Genomic DNA, 16,748 nt, shown 5'->3' on the forward strand with positions numbered 1-16,748 from the left:
ATGCGCGCCCGGCTCGACGCCGCCCTGCTCACGCGCCCGCCGCGGCTGCTGCACACCTTGTTGCCCGGCTGCGAGTGGACCGGCCCGCACCACACCGCGAGCGGCACGCCCGTCGTGTACCTCACGTTTGATGACGGCCCTATACCCGAGGAAACCCCCTGGGTGCTCGAACAGCTGGCCGCGTTCAACGCCCGCGCCACGTTTTTTTGCGTGGGCGAAAACCTGGCGCGCTACCCGGCCATTGCCCGTGCCACCCTGGCGGCGGGGCACCGCCTGGGCAACCACACCCACCGGCACCGCAGCGCTTGGGCCAGTACGCGGGCTGACTATTTGCAGGGCATTGCCGATTGCCAGGCGGAATTATCAGGAATTGGCTTAGCTCATCCTGGTGAATTGACCTCGCCCGACTTGCTTTTTCGCCCGCCCCACGGCCGGCTGACCTGGCCGTTGCTGCAAGCCCTGCGCCTCGGGTACCGCGTGGCCATGTGGTCGGTTCTGACCCGGGACTATGACCCGGACCTGAGCCCGGAAAATTGCCTGCGGTTCACCTTAGCGGCGGTGCGCGCGGGCGATATTGTGGTGTTTCATGACAGCCACAAGGCCAGCGCCCGGCTGCGGTTTGTGTTGCCGCGGCTACTGGCGCACCTGGCGGGGCAGGGGTTTGGATTTGCAGTACTGTGAGCGGGGCAGTGCTACTCTTATCCTCCGGTTTTCTGGCAATTTGGCTGCTGGGCATGGCGTACGCCGCTTGGCGCTTTGCCAGCCGGCGCGGGGCCCGGCCCGCCCGAGCGCTACCCGCGCCGCTGCCCCGGGTGAGCGTGCTGATTGCTGCCCGCGACGAAGCCTCGGCGCTGCCGCGTTGCCTCGCCAGCCTGCGCGCTCTGCACTACCCGCCCGAACTCATCGAGGTATTGGTTGGCGACGATGCCAGCGCCGACGGCACTGCCGCCGTGGCCGCCGCCGCCATGCAGGGCTTTGCCGGGCAGTTTCGGGTGGTGCCCATTTCTGCCACGTTGGGCGAAGCCCGGGGCAAGGCGAATGTGCTGGCCCACTTGGCCAAACTCGCGACCACAGACTTCTTCTTTATTACCGACGCCGATATCAGCGTGCCGCCTACCTGGCTAGCAGGGCTGCTGGCGCATGCCGCGCCGGGCGTGGGCACGGTCACGGGCATCACGGCGGTGCGCGGGCCGCGGCTATTTCATCGGCTGCAAGGCATCGATTGGCTGCTGTCGCTGAGCATGGTGCAGGTGGTGAGCGACCTGGGCCGGCCCGTGACGGCCATGGGCAACAACATGCTCGTGACCCGCGCCGCTTATCAGGCTACCGGCGGCTACGAAGCGTTGCCGTTCTCGGTCACCGAAGACTTTGCCCTCTTCAACGCCACGCTGGAGCAAGGCTACGGCTTCCGCAATGTGTATGCTCCCGCCGTGCGGGCCGATTCGTTGCCCATCCTCACTTGGGCGGCCTTGATGAAGCAGCGCCGCCGCTGGCTGAAGGGCGTGGAAGCGCTGCCGCTGCGCCTGCGCCTGGAACTGTTGTTTTTCAGCGGATTTTGGCCGGCGCTGGTGGCCGTGGCATGGGCGGGCGGGTCGGGGTTTGCGCTGGGAATTTGGGGCTTGAAAGTGCTGGTGCAGGGAAGCTTGGCCCATTTTGCGCACCGCCGGGCCGGGCTGCGGCTGGCGTGGCACTTGTTGCCCTTATTTGAGGTGTACACCATTGGGCTGACTGTCGGCCTAGTGTGCTACCGACTGCTGGGCGGCGGCATCGTCTGGAAGGGAAGACGCTACGAGTAAAGAGGCCGGGCACAAGCCGAAAGGGCCGCCGCTACACGTTCGGTGCGTAGCGGCGGCCCTGGCCAACATATCTTGTATTTCTGCGCTCTATTTTTCTTCCACAACCAACTCAATGTCCACAAAGTCGGTGGGTGTGTTCGGACTCATTACCGGCTTGGGATTGATGGCAATTTTGGCCGGATTGACTTTACCTTGTTGGGCCAAAATGGTTTGGGATTTCATCAAATTTGCCCGGCTGAAATCATCGCCTGAGCGCAAGGGCAGCGGCGCGAGCAAGGCCGTGCTGGACGTCTTCTTATTGCCGCTGACCGTGATGTTGCGCAGCTTGGCCTTCCGGCCTTCGCTGATGGCAAAAGCCAAGTCCGTTGTGCCGTCGGGCTGTGGCGTGGCAGTGGGAACTGCCGAGAAGAAGAGGAATCCGTGGTCCATGTAGCGAGAGGTGATGTCGCGGCCCTTGGGGTCGAAATTCAGGCGTTGCACCACCGTGGCTGAGTCGTATGCGTCGCCGGTTTTGAGGCCCAGCGCTTCATTCAGCTCCGCCGTCGACAAGTAGGTATTGCCCTGCCACGTGATGCGGCCAATGCGAGTGGCTGTGGCAGCTGGCGCATTTGTGGAAGTGGTAGCGGCCGGCGTGGCGGCAACCTCGGTAGCCGGGGAGCCGGTGCAGGCGGTGGCAGCCCAGGCGAAGCCAAACACGGGCAATACCAAGAGGAAACGAAGTTTTTGCATAGGTGAGGAAGTTGGTTGGGTGAGCATTTTGATGCGGAGAAAAATTTGCTTGTTGGAGAAAGCGTGGGCCAAGGCAAACGGGGGCTGCTGCGCCGCCAGCTTTATCAACAGCTCGCCGTAGGTTCGGGGGCTGCCTTGGGCGCGGGCCACGGCCTCGTCGGCCAAGTATTCGTGCACGGTTTTGAGCTGCTGGCGGAAATAGGGCACCAAGCCGTTGAACCAGAAAAGCACGCCCAGTGCTTCAACTAGAAGCAGGTCGGCCGTGTGCTTCTGCCGGACGTGCACACCCTCGTGCAAAAGCAGCAACTGACGCTCCTCGGCACTCAGCGCCTCGTGCTGCGGCGACAGAAACACGTGCCGGCCAAAGGAAAACGCCGGTAAGCTGGGCTCGGGCAGGTGCACGATGGCGAAGGCGCCTAAGTCAGTGCTCGGGTGGCGCTTGGCGAGCTGCGCTAGGTCGCGCAGGTTGCGCGTGGCCGCCACGAGCTTGTAGAGGGCGCCGAGGACGTAAAGCCCCAGCAGACCGTGCATCAACAGGGCGGCCAGGTCCGGGCCGACCCCGGTGGCAGCAACTGCGGGAGCCGTTGGGCTGGGTTTCCAGTTCAGTTGAAAAACGAGCGGCCGGCCGGCCGGGGATTCCGAAACCGAACCCGCCAGAAAATCGGCCAGCCCCGGAAATGCCAGCAGGGGAATGACCACGCTCGCCGCCAGCGCCCCCAGCAGGTAGGCCCGGTTTCCGGCGAAGTAGGTGAGCCGGGCCAGCAGCAGGCGGTAGGCCAGGGCAAAAACGGCCAAGCAAAAGCTTGCCTCGGCCAGATAGAGCAAAGTGCTACTTAGCATCGCCGTCGGGTTTGGAAGTGGTGCTCTCGGAATCGTGGAGTAGGTCGAGGAGCTGCTGCTTCTCGCGCTGGCTCAGTGTTTCTTCAACCATGAAGGAGACCAGGGCCGTGGGCGAATTGTCGAAATACTGCGAAAGCATGCGTTTGAGGCTGGCCGCCCGGTATTCGGTTTTGCTGATGAGCGGGAAGTACTCGTAGGTTTTGCCGTAGGCCTTGAAGCCCACGTAGGCCTTGCGCTCCAGAATGCGCACCACCGACGACACGGTGTTGTAGGGCGGCTTGGGCTCATCAGGTAGCTGCTCGATTATGTCCTTCACAAAAGCTTTCTTTAGCTTCCACAAAGCCTGCATGATGCGCTCCTCGGTTTTGGTTAATTCTTCCATGCAACAAATGTATAACTGCTTAATCAGTTTTGAAACTTATTTATCAGTTATAAAACTGATTCAGCAGTTTTTGGTTGAATTGGGGTCGAAATCAAAGATTCGTGGCGAAAAAATTCGGGTTCGGCCCGCCTTGCCCCCGACCTTTGTCGCATCATGCACATCACCGATTCCCACGCCCACCTCTACTCCGAACAGTTCAAGCCTGACCGGCTCGATGCCCTGCGCCGCGCCCAGGAGGCTGGCGTGCGCACCATCGTGATGCCCAACGTGGACCATTCCACCATCGACGCCATGCTGGAACTGGAGGCCCAGGCCCCGGAAACCTGCTTCGCCATGATGGGCCTGCACCCGTGCTCGGTCACGCGCAGTTTCGAGCAGGACTTGTATGAAGTGGAAACCTGGCTGGGCCGCCGGCCCTTCGCCGCAGTGGGCGAGGCCGGGCTCGATTTGTACTGGGACAAAACCTTGCTGCCCCAGCAGCAGGAGGCCCTCCGAATTCAATTGCAAATGGCCAAGCAGCACCAGTTGCCCATTGTGCTACACACCCGCGAGGCCTTTGCCGAAACCGCCGACCTGGTGGAGGCTGCGCAGGACGGTAGCTTGCGTGGGGTGTTTCATTGCTTTTCGGGCACGCCCGAAGAAGCCGAGCGCGCCATTAAGCTGGGCTTTATGCTGGGCATCGGGGGCGTGGCCACCTTCAAGAATGGCGGCGCCGACAAGGTGCTGCCGGGCATTGGCCTGGAGCACTTGCTGCTGGAAACCGACTGCCCCTACCTGGCGCCTGTGCCGCACCGCGGCAAGCGCAACGAGCCCGCCTACCTGCCGCTAATACTGCGGCGGGTGGCCGAGCTGCTGGGCAAAGACGTGGAGGAAGTGGCCGAGGCCACTACGCGCAACGCAGCGGCGCTGTTCAATTTGTGAGCCAACCAAAAAGGGAGAACCGCGGATGGTCGCGGCTCTCCCTTTTTCTTTTAATTGAAGTGGATTCGTAACTCAAAAGAACGTCATGCAGAGCGCAGCGAAGCATCTCGCGTGTTGCCACTAATTATTGAATTACTGCCACAAGCGAGATGCTTCGCTGCGCTCTGCATGACGGCCAGTATTGCATTTCTATACAGTTTCTTTAATTTTCTTAATTGAAATTGGCGGAAATGCTATTTGGCGCCCGCCACCATTCCGGCTTCGAGCCGGCTGAGCAGGTTTTCAATCTGGTCGGCGAAGGCATTGATTTGGTCGAGGCCGGCGCGCGACTCCTCAATCTGGCCGCGGTTGTAGCGGGTGGCCAGTTCCTGGCCCGTCCGCATCATTTGCTGGGTGAGGTGCTCCAGTTCGCTTACTTCGCCCGATGCGCGCAGGGCGGGCTTCAAGGTGGTCTGAATCCACTGACCAAGGGGATTGTCGCGAATCGAAAATAACTCCGGCTCCGCCTCCCGCACCCCGTAGAGCACCGAGCGTAGCCGCGACTTAAACAAAACCTGCTTCACGCGGGCTTGCTGAAAGTCGAAAGGAGTGAGGGCCATGCGGGGAGGGGGTAAGCGGGTAATGCGGGGAAATTGCAGCAGGTGGGGCGAGTGGGGCTTACGCGGTGGCGTCGGGGGCATCGCGCAGCCGCTCCAGGGCCTGGCGGGCGTTCACCAACTCGGTGACTTCGAAGGCAAACACCATGATGCCGGCCGGCTGGCCCTGCTCGCGGAACTGCTGGTAAATGAAGTTGAAATAGGTGTCGTGCAATTGGCCGCTGGCGTCGCGCTCCAGTTTCATGTTCAGCTCGTTGCCGTTGAAGGTTTCGCCGGTTTGGTACACCTTGTCGAGCAGCCCGATGATGCCCTGCTCCTTGATTTCGGGCAGCGCCTCGGCCACGGTGAGGCCCTGAAGCTGGCGGTGCGGGAAAATTTGCTGGTACACCGGGTTCACAAACTCGAACACGTGCTCCGGGCCGCGCAGAATGCAAATCATGGCCGGGGCCTGCATGAACAGGTTATGGAAGGTTTCGCGCTGATTTTCCGCCTTCTGGTACAGCTCGTAGGCTTGCTCCGATAGGCTGCTTTGCTGCTCGTTGGCCTCCAACAACTCTTGCACCATCTGGCGCTGCTCGTGGATTTCGGTAGCGCCGCCCACCCATAGGTTGATGGCGCCGGCTTCGTCGTAGCGGGGCGTGGCCCGCACCAGAATCCAGCGGTACTGGCCGTCGTGGCGGCGCAGGCGGTACTCCACCTGGTAGGGCGCGCCGGTTTCCACCGAATGCCGCCAAGCTTGCATCACCCGGTCGTGGTCCTCGGGGTGAATGTTGGCGGTCCACTGGTTGCCCGTTTCCTGGGCCATGGTGCGGCCCGTGAAGCCCAACCAACGGGGATTGAAATAGTCGCGGTGGCCGTCGGGCGTGGCCGTCCAGATGAGCACCGGCAGGCTTTCGAGCACGAACCGCGTGCGGTCCTGGGCTTCGGCCAGGGCTTTCTGAACGCGGGCGGCCTCCTGGGCAGCGCGGTACTGCTCGGTTACGTTTTGGGTGCGCTGCAGGATGTATTGCAGCTGGCCCTGCTCGTCGAGCAAGGGGTAATGCGTGGCCTGCCAGTACATCTCTTCTAAGCCGCCGCCCTGCTCGGTGGGGCGGGCCAGGTCGTAGCGAATGACAGGCATGGCGTGCGGCTCCAGGTAGCGGCGCACGTGCTCGTGCGACTCGGCAATGATGTTGCCTTGGTTCTGGTCGACCGACGGGTAGGCTTCGAACATCGGGCGGCCCACGGCTTCCTCGCGCGATTTCATCGAGGCGGCCACGTGGGCGTCCGTATTGTCCAGAATGGTCGCATCGGGGGTCATGAGCAGAAAATTGTCCGGCAGGGAGCGGAATAATTGCTGATAATCCACAGGGGAAACGAGTGCGGGCATGGTCGGGGGAAACAACGATTGGGCAAACGGAAGCCCTCCGCAAAGAGGGCCAGGGGCGTAGTCGTACTACTAGGTGCAAAACTACTAAGCCGGGCGCTAGCAAGCCGCACTTCTCGGGTTGGTATAAGGGGCGTGCTCTCCGCAACCGCCGGCTTCCTCATTGCTCTTGTCTGCCTGAGCCGGCACTTCATCCGGCGGCTGCGCTGCTTCGGCAACAGGTAGTTGAAAGCGGATTGCCCCAGCCGGCACCTTTGGACCAGAACTTACCCGCCGGTCTCCATGAAAACTTCCTTACTCCTGGCCTTGCTGCTGCTGCTGCTGGGCTGTACTCGTTCCGCCGCCCAAGCCCCTGCTGTCAGTCCGCCAATTGGCGCCGCTACCTCCATCTCTGGCACCGTGCGCGACGCGGGCGGCCAGCCGCTGCCGGGCGTGAACGTGTTCCTGAAAACCACCTTCGACGGCACCAGCACCGACTCGTTGGGCCGGTTCCAGTTCGAGACGCGCCAGGTGGGCGGTTTCGGCTTGGTGGTCACGTTTATCGGCTACGAGCCGCAGGAACTGCCTGTCACGCTCGGCCTGGATGCCCTGGCGCTGCCCAACATCCGCCTGAAAGCCTCCCGCGCCGCTCTCGGCGACGTGGTGGTGACGGCCGGCGCCTTCGAGGCCAGCGACGAAAAGCGCAGCAGCGTACTCAAGCCCCTGGATATTGTGACCACGGCCGGCGCCCTGGCCGACGTGGCCGGCGCCCTCAACACCCTGCCCGGCACCACCCGCAACGGCGACGAAGGCAAGCTGTTCGTGCGCGGCGGGGCGGCCGGCGAAACCAAGCAGTACCTCGACGGCCTGCCCCTGCAAAGCCCGTACGGGGCCAGCGTGAGTGGCACGCCCGCCCGGGGCCGGTTTTCGCCCATGCTCTTCAAGGGCACGGTGTTCAGCACCGGCGGCTACTCCGCGGAGTACGGGCAGGCCTTATCGGCGGCGGTGATTTTGAATTCGATTGACCTGGCGCCGGAAACGCAGACGGGCATCACGCTGCTGTCGCTGGGGCAAATCGGGTTGTCGCAGCAGCAGCGCTGGGAACGGTCGTCGGTGGCCGTGGCCGGCGACTACATGAATATGCGGCCCTACTTCGGGGTGGTGCCGCAGCGCGTGCTCTCGGCCTACGAGTCGGGCAGCGGCTCGGTGGCCTACCGGCAACGCACCGGCGAGGCGGGCATGTTCAAGGCCTACGGCGCCTTCACCAAAGCCCACACCGCCGTGCGCACGCCCGCCGTGGAGTGGCAAAACGGCCGCCCCGTGGATTTGCAAAACACCAACGTGTACCTCAACACCAGCTTCCGCAGCCCCTTGCGCGGCGGCTGGAGCCTGAACACCGGCCTTGCTGCCACCCGCGACGAGCAGACCATAGACCTGGGCACCCAAGGCGCCGCGCCCGAAATCAGCCGCGTGCACGAGCTGGAGCAATCCGTGGTGGGCCGCGTGGTGCTTACCAATGACTCGGTGGGCACCTACTGGAACCTGAAAATGGGCGCCGAAGGCCTGGGCCAGCGGTTTGCCCAACGGGCCCGGCAGCACGCCGACGACCACGCCGCCGACTTGCCCGAGCGGGAATTCGACGAGCAGCGGGCCTCCGCCTTCGCCGAAGCCAACATCGCTTTCACCAGCCAGCTCGCCGGTCGGGTAGGGGGGCGGGCCGAGTATTCGGGGGTGCTGAACCGCTGGAACGCTGCCCCGCGCCTGGCCCTGGCCTACCAACTCACCGAAGCCAGCCAGGTGTCGGCCGCCTACGGCCATTTCTACCAAACCCCCGCCAACAACTTGCTGCTCTTTGCCCACGGCAACCCCGCCCTGCGCTTCGAGCGCGCCGACCATTACCTGCTCACCTACCAGCGTGTGCGCGCCGACCGCACCCTGCGCGTGGAAGGCTACTATAAGGACTACCAACACCTCACGCGCTTCGATGCCGCCACCCAATACCAACCCCGTGCCTACCAGAGCACCGGCAGCGGCTACGCCCGCGGCGTGGACCTGTTCTGGCGCGACCGCAAAACGGTGAAAAACCTCGATTACTGGGTGAGCTACGGCCTGCTCGACACCCGCCGCCAGCAGCGCACCGACCCCGGGTTGGCCGTGCCCACGTTTGCGGCCCGGCACAGCATGAGCGTGGTGGGCAAGTACTGGTTCGGCAAACTGCACACGCTGGTGGGAGCCACCGTCAACTACACCAGCCCGCGCCTGAGCTACGACCCCAGCTTCCGGGCCATCCGCACCCCCAGCTACCAGGAATTGAGCATGAATTTCAGCTACGTCACCAGCATCAAAAAGAACCTGACCATTGTGCACGTATCGTGCTCCAACCTGCTGGGCCGGGACAATGTGTTCGGCTACCGCTACGGCGCCACGCCCAGCGACCAAGGCACCTACCAGCGAGTAAACGTGACGCCCTCGGCCCCGCGCATGCTGTTCGTGGTGCTCATGGTGTCCATCAACAAGGCCCGGCCCGCCGACACGAGCGTAGTCCCGGAGTAGCGCGGACTTTTAGTCCGCGTTGGAAAAAGCCAGCGTGGTTCTGCCGCGGACTAAAAGTCCGCGCTACTGATACGCCGCTTCGTCGGCCTTATCCGACGCTTCGGTCACAGAAAATTTCAGGGGCTACGGCAGGCCGCCACTTTTGAATCATCAACCACGGCCGGCGCCTTTGCCGCTACTCACTTCACCTTTTCAACCTTCATTTCTCAAGCTCATGAAAAAGCACTTGTTATTACTCGCCCTGGCCTCGACGTCTTTTTCGGCAGCGGCTCAGGCACCTGCAGCTGTCTCCCCTTCGGCCGTGGCCGCGCCCGCCGGCTATGCCGAGATGATGGCCGCCACCATCACGGAACTGAATAGCACCGGCGACCCTGCCCAACTCAAGCAAATTGCCAGCAAGTTTGAGCGGGCCAGCGCTGCGGCGGCCACCGACTGGCTGCCCCAGTACTACCAGTCCTACGCGCTATTGCTCACTTGTTTTCAGAGCAAGGAAGATGGCGACGTGCGGGACAAGTACCTCGACCAGGCCGAGGCTGGGCTGGCCCGCGCCCGCAAGCTGGGCGGCGACGAATCGGAGCTGCTGGTGTTGCAAGGCTACATCTACCAGGCCCGGCTCGGGATTTCGCCCATGATGCGCTCGGCCAAGTATGCGGCGCTGGTGAATGAGACGCTGGCTCAGGCCAAGAAGGTGAACCCCGCCAACCCCCGCATCTACTTGGTGCAAGCCAACAACCTGTACTTTACGCCCAAAATGTTCGGCGGCGGCCCGGAGGTAGCCAAGCCCATTTATGACGAAGCCAAAACCCGCTACGCCGCCTACAAACCCAGCAATTCGCTCCTGCCAAACTGGGGCGAGCGGCAATTGCAAAGCCGCCTAAAAGCCTACGAGCAACCGGCCGCGCAGGCTGCCGCTAAGTAAATCCGGTACTGCTTTAACACCCATAAAACGTTCGGTTCACCGGGCGTCCGCGCAGTTGACGCTTCTCTACCGCGCCTCCTGTCATGCTGAGGTACGAAGCATCTTATCACCGCCAAACGAATCGTGCGAACTGGATAATGTGCTTGCTTCGTCAGCATGACAGGAGGTGCGAGCGGGATGCCAATCGATACGTCCCGAACGAGTCCTACCTGCACATCTAGCATCAAATTCCCCTAATGGAAACCTTACACCACTTCAACATTGGCTTGCACATCGTTAGTGGCAGCTTGGCGCTGCTGCTGGGGCTGGGGCCGCTGCTGGTGCGCAAGGGCGGGGCTGCGCACGTGCGGCTTGGCCACTGGTTTTTGCGGGTGATGGCGGTGGTGCTGCTCACGGCGGTACTGGGTTTGGCGGTGTTCAACTTCCGGCCTTTTCTGCTCACGGTGGTGCTGCTGAGCGTGTACCAGGCGTGGTCGGGCTACCGGGTGCTGCGCACGCGGGATACTGGTCCAACGGCCATTGATGCGGCCGTGACGCTGGCTTTTTTGGTCGGTTCGGTGGGGTTTCTGGTGGGTTTGAACCGCAGTCCGCTGGTGTGGTCGCCGGTGGTTATTTATTCCACCATGGGCTACCTGGCGGCGTTGCTGGTGTATGATTTAGCTCGGTTCAGGTTTCGGAAATGGTGGCGGCACGGCGGCTGGCTCTACGACCATTTGTGGAAGATGATAGGTTCGTACTTCGCGCTGGTGGCGGCATTCACGGGCACGGTGCTGCCCCAGTTCAAACCCTACAGCCAGTTTTTGCCCTCAATGTTGGGCATGGCCATGCAAGTGGGCTTCGTGCTGTACTACGGGCGGCTGGCCCGGCGCCGGGCGGCGCTGTTGGCGTAACCCGGCATTTGGTCGTCATTTGCGGTTGATATTATTCTTATGAGCAACGCTTCTTTCGCGGCCACGGCCCGCTTGCCCATGCCCCGCTGGCTGCGCCTGGGGCTGATACTGCTGGCCATCACGGTGGTCATCACCTTTTTCGTCAACAGGCCTAGCAAGAGCGAGATGGTGGTGAATTTCTTCATTACCCTGGCCTACACGGGTTCGCTGTGGTTTGCTAATGATGGCGCCGTGGCGTGGCTCGACCGATTTGCGTCGTGGCGTGCGGCGCCGGTGCGGCGGTTTCTGCTCACCATGACGGTGTCGCTGCTGGTGTCCCTGGTGGCTATTTTCCTAGTCAACCTGGGTTTTCGGACGCTGTATTTTCATCAACCGATAAGCATAATGTTCACGGCGGCGGTATGGCAGCAGTTTGCGTTTCCGCTGGTGGTCACGGTGCTGCTGTCGCTGTTTCAGCACAGTCGGGCGTTTTTGCTGAAGTGGCGCGAAGCCGCCATTCAGACCGAGCGGCTGGAAAAAGAAACCGCCGTGGCGCGCCTCGACTCCCTGCGCCGGCAAGTCGATCCACATTTTCTATTCAACTCCCTGAATGCGCTGACCTCGCTGGTCGAAGAAAACGACCCGGCCCGGGCCGTGCGCTTTATCCGCCAGCTCAGCCAGGTGTACCGATATGTGCTCGATAGCGAAAGCCAGGAACTGGTGCCCTTGGCCGACGAGCTGAAGTTTGCCGAGTCGTACTTATTCCTGCAGAAAACCCGCCTGGGCGATGCCTTGGCCGTCGAGATGAGCCTGCCGCCCGCGTCCCAGCTGGCGCCGTTCTTCGTGCCGCCGCTGGCCCTGCAGCTCCTGCTGGAAAACGTCATTAAGCACAACACCGCCTTTCAGGCCGACCCCTTGCGCATTTCGGTGGGCTTGGATGTGGCCAGCGGCACGCTCACGGTGCGCAACACGCTGCGGCCGCGCCGACTAAACGACGGTGAAAAGTCCGGGTTGGGCCTGAAAAACCTGGCGGCGCGCTATGCCTTTCTCACCGATAAGCCCATTGTCATCAACCCCGAAAACGGCGAGTTTGTGGTGACCTTGCCGCTCCTGACGCTCTAATTTGCTATGATTCTCCGCGCGCTCATCGTTGAAGACGAACCCCTGGCCGCCCGCCGCCTCGCCGACATGTTGGCCCGCCAGCCCGAGCCCGTGCAGGTGCTGGGCACGGCCGAATCGGTGACGCAGGCCCTTAGCCTGCTCGAAAGCGTGGCACCGGCTCCCGACGTGCTGTTTCTGGATATTCACCTTGCCGATGGCCTCAGCTTCGAGCTGTTTGAGCGCACGCAGCTGCGCTGCCCCGTCATTTTCACCACCGCGTATGACCAATATGCGCTGCAGGCCTTCAAGGTGAATAGCGTGGATTACCTGCTCAAGCCCATCGACGAGGACGAATTAACGGCGGCTTTACACAAGCTGCGCACGGTGCATGCGGGTACAGCGCCCGCCGCCCCGGCTCCCGCGTTTGACCCGGCTTTGCTGGGGCAACTATTACAACAAATGCAGCAAACGGCGGCCCCAACTGCCTATAAAACGCAGTTTGTGGTGCGGGTAGGGGAGCACCTGAAAGTGGTGCTGGTTGACCAGATTGCCTACTTTTTCAGCCTCGAAAAAGCCACTTTTCTGCAAACCACCGAAGGCCGCAAATACGTGGTGGACTACACAATGGACCAGCTCGAAGCCCTGCTGGACCCGCGCCGCTTCTTCCGCCTCAACCGCGCCTACCTGGCCCAGCAAAGCGCCATTCAGGATATCATTCACTACACCAATTCCCGCCTGCAAACCGTGCTGAAGCCCGTAGCGCCCGATGCCCAAGTGCTGGTGAGCCGTGAGAAAGTGCAGGTGTTCAAAAGCTGGCTAGATAGATAAGAACAGGAATCAATTTGAACGTCCACTATTAACGTCCTCTAGCAACGTCCTCTGATAAGGTCGTCATGCTGAGCGCAGCCGAAGCATCTCGCGTGCCACCACTAATTCAGATGATTACTACTGCACGCGAGATGCTTCGGCTGCGCTCAGCATGACGACCTTTTATATTTATATACCTCTTAACATTACGCTACCATTTACTGCGCGCGGCGGCGTTCCTCCTCGGCGCCGGTGCGGCGGGTGGGGGAGGCGGTGGCCTTGTCATTGCCGAAGCGCCAGTTGAAGGAGAGCGTGGCCACGCGCGAGTCGCGGCGCAGGTACAGGTCCTGGCGGTAGTTGGTGTACTCCGACACGGCCCGCAGCGGGGCGGTGTAGAAAATGTCGGTCACGGCCAGGCGGACGGTGCCCTTGCGGTCCCACAGGTCTTTTTTGATGCCCAGGCCCACTTGGCCCATGGGCTTGAATTCGAAGAAGCCCACACGCTGGGCCGAGGTGTAGCGGCCATTCAGTTCGGCGCCCCAGCCCTTGCCCAGCGTGGCAGTCCAGTTGCTGCTGAAGTTGAGGGTGGGCTTGCCGGCGCGCAGCGAGGTGCCGGCCAGGTTGCCTTGGTAATGGATGTAGTAGAGGATGGCGTTGTTGTAGACGTTCAGCCACTTGCCGGCCGTGAAGGGTGCCGTAAGGGTGAGGGCCACGTAGTGCTGCAAATCGAGGTTGACGTTGGTCGAGACCGTGGTGCTGTCGGTTTCGGGGTAGGCCACGTCGGTGATGGGCGAGTCGGTGCGGCTGTAGCTCAGGCCAAGGGTGTACTTCTGTTTGTAAGTGTAGTTGGCTTCGGTGTTGAGGCTGGTTTCGGGGCGCAGGTCGGGGTTGCCCTTGCCCGACGTGGCCGGGTCAATGATGAAGCGGAAGGGGTTGAGCTGGTTGTAGCCGGGCCGGTTGATGCGGCGGCTCAGCGAGAGGCTGGTTTCGTGGCGCTCGCTGAGGGTGTACTTCAGCGCCGCGCTTGGAAACAGCTGGTAGTAATCGCGCACGAAGCCTTCGTTGGTGGTCACCTGTTGGCCCTTGGCGTGGGTTTGCTCGCCGCGCAGGCCGCCCTGCACGTTGAGCTTGCCGCGGGTGTGGTTGAGGTTCACGTAGGCGGCCGAAATGAATTCGTCGTACTTGAATCGGTTGCTCAGGTTGCGGTCCAAGGTGGTCACGCCCAGGCGGGTGTTTTCGAAGCGGATGTCGTTGTCGGCCGTTACCAGGCTGGCTTTGGCCCCAGCTTCGAACCTCGTTTTCTCGTTCAGCGACTGCGTGTAGTCCGCCTTCACCGCCTGAATCCTCAGCTGGCTGGTTTGGTCGCTGGCCAGGGTGTTGAATGCCTCGTTGGGCTCGAAAAACGTGGTCTGGCTTTGTGTGCGGTGGTTGTTGTACTGCGCGTAGTCCACGTCGGCCGTGAGCTCGGGGCTGCCGGTGCCTTCGCCAAAAGTGTGCTTGAAATTGACGTTGCCCGAGAAATTGGGGTCGTAGCCCAGGCTGGTGCTCAGGGCCGTGTACGAGTCCTCAATCCGGCCGTTGGCGTCGTAGAATACGCTGGTGTTCAGTCCCCGGCTGCTGGGCCCAGGGTTTGGCACGGAGAACAGCGTAACCACGCCGCCGAGCACCGTATTTTTCGATAGGGTGAAGTCGGCGCCGCCCCGCGAATAGATAAAGTGGCTCGTCGACACCGTGCTGTTGCGCTGGTCGCTGGTGCCGCGTAGCACGGGCTGGCCGTCGCGCGTCTCGTAGAAGTAGCGGAACGTGTTGCGCTCGCTGAAAAACTCGCGCTTGGCGTAGGTCACCGACGAAAACAGGTTCACTTTCTCGCGCCGGTGGTTCAGTGTCAGGCCGGTAGTGAACTTAGTGTAGTCGCTGCGGCCCAGGCTGGCATTGACGCTGCCGTTGGTGCCGAGGCGCTGGTCTTTCTTGAGGTTGATGGCAATGATGCCGGCGCCGCCCTGCGCGTCGTACTTAGCGGGCGGGTTGGTAATCAGCTCGATGCTCTTGAGCTGGTCGGCGGGCAGGGCGCGCAGGTAGTCGGCCAGTTGGGTGCCCGTCATGGGCTGCCGCTTGCCGTCGATGAGCACCAACAGGCCCGAGCGGCCTTTCAGAGACAGGTTGTCGCTGCCGTCCACGGTCACGCCCGGCGAGCGGGCCAGCACATCTAGGGAGGTGTTGCCGGCAGCCAGCGTCGAGCCTTCTACGTTCACCACGGTACGGTCGGCCAAGCGTTCAAACAGCGGTTTTTGGCCTACCACGGTCACTTCTTTCAGGGCCGTGGCGGCGCTGGTTTGCAGGGCAAAAGCTGGCAGTGCTAGGCCGGCCGCCGGCAACTCAAACGCGTCGCTCCAAAAGCGCACAAACCCTACTTGCGAGGCCGAAACCCGGTAGCGTCCACCAGCCGCTTGCTCCAGCCGGAAGGCACCTTGCGCGTCGCTGAACTCGGTTTTTACTACTGAGGAGTCGGCAGCGCGGTGCAGCGTAACGGTGGCAAATTCGATGGGGGCGCCGGCGCCGCTGCGCACGCTGCCGGTCACGGCCGCCGTTTGGGCGTGGCCGGCAAAAGATGTCAGGCAAGCAGTAAAGGCCAGCAATACAACTGCCCGCACGTTCAAGCCAACGCGGCGGATGGATGTGCTTTTTAGGGAGTAGGAGAAGTGCATAAGGTGCTAGAAAAGAGGCGGAAAAAGTAGATTCAGGACGTTTGTGGTTAGCTCAGAAAGGGCAAGGCAAGTCTCCTTCGGCCCAAAAGGCCTAGCGGCAAAGGAGAAGCTGTGGGGAAATGGGAGGCGGGGGGTGCCTCCGCAGCGGAGCAGGCCAGTCGTAAACCAGCCTGCTCCGCCGGACTTTTTATGGACGGTTAGTCCACGCGCAGAAAGAAGGTGAGCAGGGTATTTGGGTGTGGATACCGCGCGAGTTTCGGAACGTTACAGGTTTGCGAAAACTTTTTTTGAACAGCCCGCGCAAACCCCTGAATTGGGCTCTTCTCGGACTGATTCAATTCAGTGATTTCCGCGCCAATGACTCCGGGTTTCGGCTTTAGTTGCCTTCCAGCCAAGCCTTCACGGCCGCGGCTTTTTCGCGGCTCACCAGCACTTCTTCGCTTGGAGCGGGGTGCAGGTCAACCGTCATCTTGCCATTGAAGTGGGGCTGAAGGCGCCGTACGGCCGATAGCTGGGCAATTATTTGGCGGCTGAGGCGCCGGAAAAGCGCGGGGTCAAGTAGCGTTTCCAGCTGCTCCAGGGTGTAGTCAACCACAAAGCGGCGGCCATCGGCGACCACCAGGGTGGTTACCCCGTTCCGGCTGAGGAACCAAGCGGCTTCGGTAGCGGCCAGTGGCAGGAACTGCTCGCCCTGGCGTACCAAAAAACGGGTTTTGTAGGGCTTGCCGGGGCGGGGGAGGGCGTCGAGCAGGCGCTCCATGCTGAAGGACGCATCGGCGGTGCCCGGCGAGTGGGTGGGATGAGCTCCCGCTGTTTCGGGCCGTGCTACCGGCCACTGGCGCAGCTTGGCCAGGGCAGCTTGCAGTTCGGCCAGCTTCACGGGCTTCAGCAGGTAGGCCACGCTGTTGGCCTGGAAAGCACGAATGGCGTAGGCATCGTAAGCAGTAGTGAAAATGACCGGACTCGGCACCACGGCCTGCTCCCACACTTCCAGGCTGAGGCCGTCGGCCAACTGAATATCGCTGAGAATCAAATCCGGAGCGGGGTGGCTGGCCAGCCAGGCCAGCGCCCCGGCTACGGTGTCGAGCACAGCCAGCACCTGGATAGCAGGTGCTGCCTGCGCTAGCAGGCGCTGCAGCCGCTCGGCGGCGGGGTATTCATCTTCGAGCAGCAAAACGGTCATGG

Annotated in this window: 14 protein-coding genes; 8 read left to right on the plus strand and 6 right to left on the minus strand. The window is 62.0% G+C overall.

The window, feature by feature from the left end; genetic code table 11:
• Positions 1-681, plus strand: coding sequence for a polysaccharide deacetylase family protein (locus I2I05_RS07270; RefSeq protein WP_196281578.1), 681 nt, complete (start codon positions 1-3; stop codon positions 679-681).
• A 53-nt stretch (positions 682-734) separates the two neighbouring features.
• Positions 735-1,796 (plus strand): glycosyltransferase, encoded by a 1,062-nt coding sequence (locus tag I2I05_RS07275; RefSeq protein ID WP_196281579.1) that lies wholly within the window; start codon positions 735-737, stop codon positions 1,794-1,796.
• 87 nt (positions 1,797-1,883) lie between these two features.
• Here the strand turns inward: I2I05_RS07275 and I2I05_RS07280 are convergent, their stop codons facing one another.
• Positions 1,884-3,365, minus strand: a complete 1,482-nt coding sequence (locus I2I05_RS07280) for a M56 family metallopeptidase (protein ID WP_196281580.1) — start codon at positions 3,363-3,365, stop codon at positions 1,884-1,886.
• Positions 3,355-3,747 carry a BlaI/MecI/CopY family transcriptional regulator gene (locus I2I05_RS07285; RefSeq protein ID WP_196281581.1) on the minus strand — a complete coding sequence of 131 codons (393 nt, stop codon included), beginning with the start codon at positions 3,745-3,747 and terminating at the stop codon, positions 3,355-3,357. Before I2I05_RS07285 ends, I2I05_RS07280 begins: the two co-directional genes overlap by 11 nt.
• A 153-nt stretch (positions 3,748-3,900) precedes the next feature.
• Between I2I05_RS07285 and I2I05_RS07290 the strand changes: the two genes are divergently transcribed.
• Positions 3,901-4,668 (plus strand): TatD family hydrolase, encoded by a 768-nt coding sequence (locus tag I2I05_RS07290; protein ID WP_196281582.1) that lies wholly within the window; start codon positions 3,901-3,903, stop codon positions 4,666-4,668.
• Between the two features lie 233 nt (positions 4,669-4,901).
• Here I2I05_RS07290 and I2I05_RS07295 read toward each other — a convergent pair whose 3' ends face one another.
• A complete protein-coding gene (locus tag I2I05_RS07295; protein ID WP_196281583.1) occupies positions 4,902-5,267 on the minus strand; it encodes a hypothetical protein in 366 nt (121 codons plus the stop codon).
• 58 nt (positions 5,268-5,325) lie between these two features.
• Positions 5,326-6,633, minus strand: a complete 1,308-nt coding sequence (locus tag I2I05_RS07300; protein ID WP_196281584.1) for a PAS domain-containing protein — start codon at positions 6,631-6,633, stop codon at positions 5,326-5,328.
• Positions 6,634-6,912: 279 nt separating this feature from the next.
• Between I2I05_RS07300 and I2I05_RS07305 the strand changes: the two genes are divergently transcribed.
• The 5 genes from I2I05_RS07305 (at position 6,913) to I2I05_RS07325 (ending at position 12,879) form a co-directional block, all read left to right on the plus strand.
• A complete protein-coding gene (locus I2I05_RS07305) occupies positions 6,913-9,162 on the plus strand; it encodes a TonB-dependent receptor (RefSeq protein WP_196281585.1) in 2,250 nt (749 codons plus the stop codon).
• Positions 9,163-9,376: 214 nt separating this feature from the next.
• Positions 9,377-10,081, plus strand: a complete 705-nt coding sequence (locus I2I05_RS07310) for a hypothetical protein (RefSeq protein WP_196281586.1) — start codon at positions 9,377-9,379, stop codon at positions 10,079-10,081.
• Positions 10,082-10,317: 236 nt separating this feature from the next.
• Positions 10,318-10,971 carry a hypothetical protein gene (locus I2I05_RS07315; RefSeq protein WP_196281587.1) on the plus strand — a complete coding sequence of 218 codons (654 nt, stop codon included), beginning with the start codon at positions 10,318-10,320 and terminating at the stop codon, positions 10,969-10,971.
• Between the two features lie 39 nt (positions 10,972-11,010).
• Positions 11,011-12,072 carry a sensor histidine kinase gene (locus I2I05_RS07320; protein WP_196281588.1) on the plus strand — a complete coding sequence of 354 codons (1,062 nt, stop codon included), beginning with the start codon at positions 11,011-11,013 and terminating at the stop codon, positions 12,070-12,072.
• A gap of 6 nt (positions 12,073-12,078) precedes the next feature.
• The gene (locus I2I05_RS07325; RefSeq protein WP_196281589.1) at positions 12,079-12,879 is read left to right on the plus strand and encodes a LytR/AlgR family response regulator transcription factor; all 801 of its coding nucleotides are present in this window, start codon (positions 12,079-12,081) and stop codon (positions 12,877-12,879) included.
• A gap of 197 nt (positions 12,880-13,076) precedes the next feature.
• On the opposite strand, the gene I2I05_RS07330 is transcribed toward I2I05_RS07325, so the two are convergent.
• Positions 13,077-15,563 (minus strand): TonB-dependent receptor, encoded by a 2,487-nt coding sequence (locus I2I05_RS07330; RefSeq protein WP_196281590.1) that lies wholly within the window; start codon positions 15,561-15,563, stop codon positions 13,077-13,079.
• 376 nt (positions 15,564-15,939) lie between these two features.
• Complete coding sequence (locus I2I05_RS07335; protein WP_196281591.1) at positions 15,940-16,746, minus strand: LytR/AlgR family response regulator transcription factor; 807 nt, start codon at positions 16,744-16,746, stop codon at positions 15,940-15,942.
• Positions 16,747-16,748: the final 2 nt, after the last annotated feature.

The organism is Hymenobacter jeongseonensis (assembly GCF_015694725.1).
GTDB lineage: Bacteria > Bacteroidota > Bacteroidia > Cytophagales > Hymenobacteraceae > Hymenobacter > Hymenobacter jeongseonensis.

Excerpts from the sequence above, each read along its gene's own strand:
- I2I05_RS07285 (WP_196281581.1), bottom strand. The coding sequence starts at position 3,747 with ATGGAAGAATTAACCAAAACCGAGGAGCGCATCATGCAGGCTTTGTGG.
- I2I05_RS07315 (WP_196281587.1), top strand. The coding sequence starts at position 10,318 with ATGGAAACCTTACACCACTTCAACATTGGCTTGCACATCGTTAGTGGC.
- I2I05_RS07270 (WP_196281578.1), top strand. The coding sequence starts at position 1 with ATGCGCGCCCGGCTCGACGCCGCCCTGCTCACGCGCCCGCCGCGGCTG.
- I2I05_RS07320 (WP_196281588.1), top strand. The coding sequence starts at position 11,011 with ATGAGCAACGCTTCTTTCGCGGCCACGGCCCGCTTGCCCATGCCCCGC.
- I2I05_RS07335 (WP_196281591.1), bottom strand. The coding sequence starts at position 16,746 with ATGACCGTTTTGCTGCTCGAAGATGAATACCCCGCCGCCGAGCGGCTG.
- I2I05_RS07280 (WP_196281580.1), bottom strand. The coding sequence starts at position 3,365 with ATGCTAAGTAGCACTTTGCTCTATCTGGCCGAGGCAAGCTTTTGCTTG.
- I2I05_RS07305 (WP_196281585.1), top strand. The coding sequence starts at position 6,913 with ATGAAAACTTCCTTACTCCTGGCCTTGCTGCTGCTGCTGCTGGGCTGT.
- I2I05_RS07300 (WP_196281584.1), bottom strand. The coding sequence starts at position 6,633 with ATGCCCGCACTCGTTTCCCCTGTGGATTATCAGCAATTATTCCGCTCC.
- I2I05_RS07290 (WP_196281582.1), top strand. The coding sequence starts at position 3,901 with ATGCACATCACCGATTCCCACGCCCACCTCTACTCCGAACAGTTCAAG.
- I2I05_RS07330 (WP_196281590.1), bottom strand. The coding sequence starts at position 15,563 with ATGCACTTCTCCTACTCCCTAAAAAGCACATCCATCCGCCGCGTTGGC.
- I2I05_RS07310 (WP_196281586.1), top strand. The coding sequence starts at position 9,377 with ATGAAAAAGCACTTGTTATTACTCGCCCTGGCCTCGACGTCTTTTTCG.
- I2I05_RS07325 (WP_196281589.1), top strand. The coding sequence starts at position 12,079 with ATGATTCTCCGCGCGCTCATCGTTGAAGACGAACCCCTGGCCGCCCGC.
- I2I05_RS07275 (WP_196281579.1), top strand. The coding sequence starts at position 735 with ATGGCGTACGCCGCTTGGCGCTTTGCCAGCCGGCGCGGGGCCCGGCCC.
- I2I05_RS07295 (WP_196281583.1), bottom strand. The coding sequence starts at position 5,267 with ATGGCCCTCACTCCTTTCGACTTTCAGCAAGCCCGCGTGAAGCAGGTT.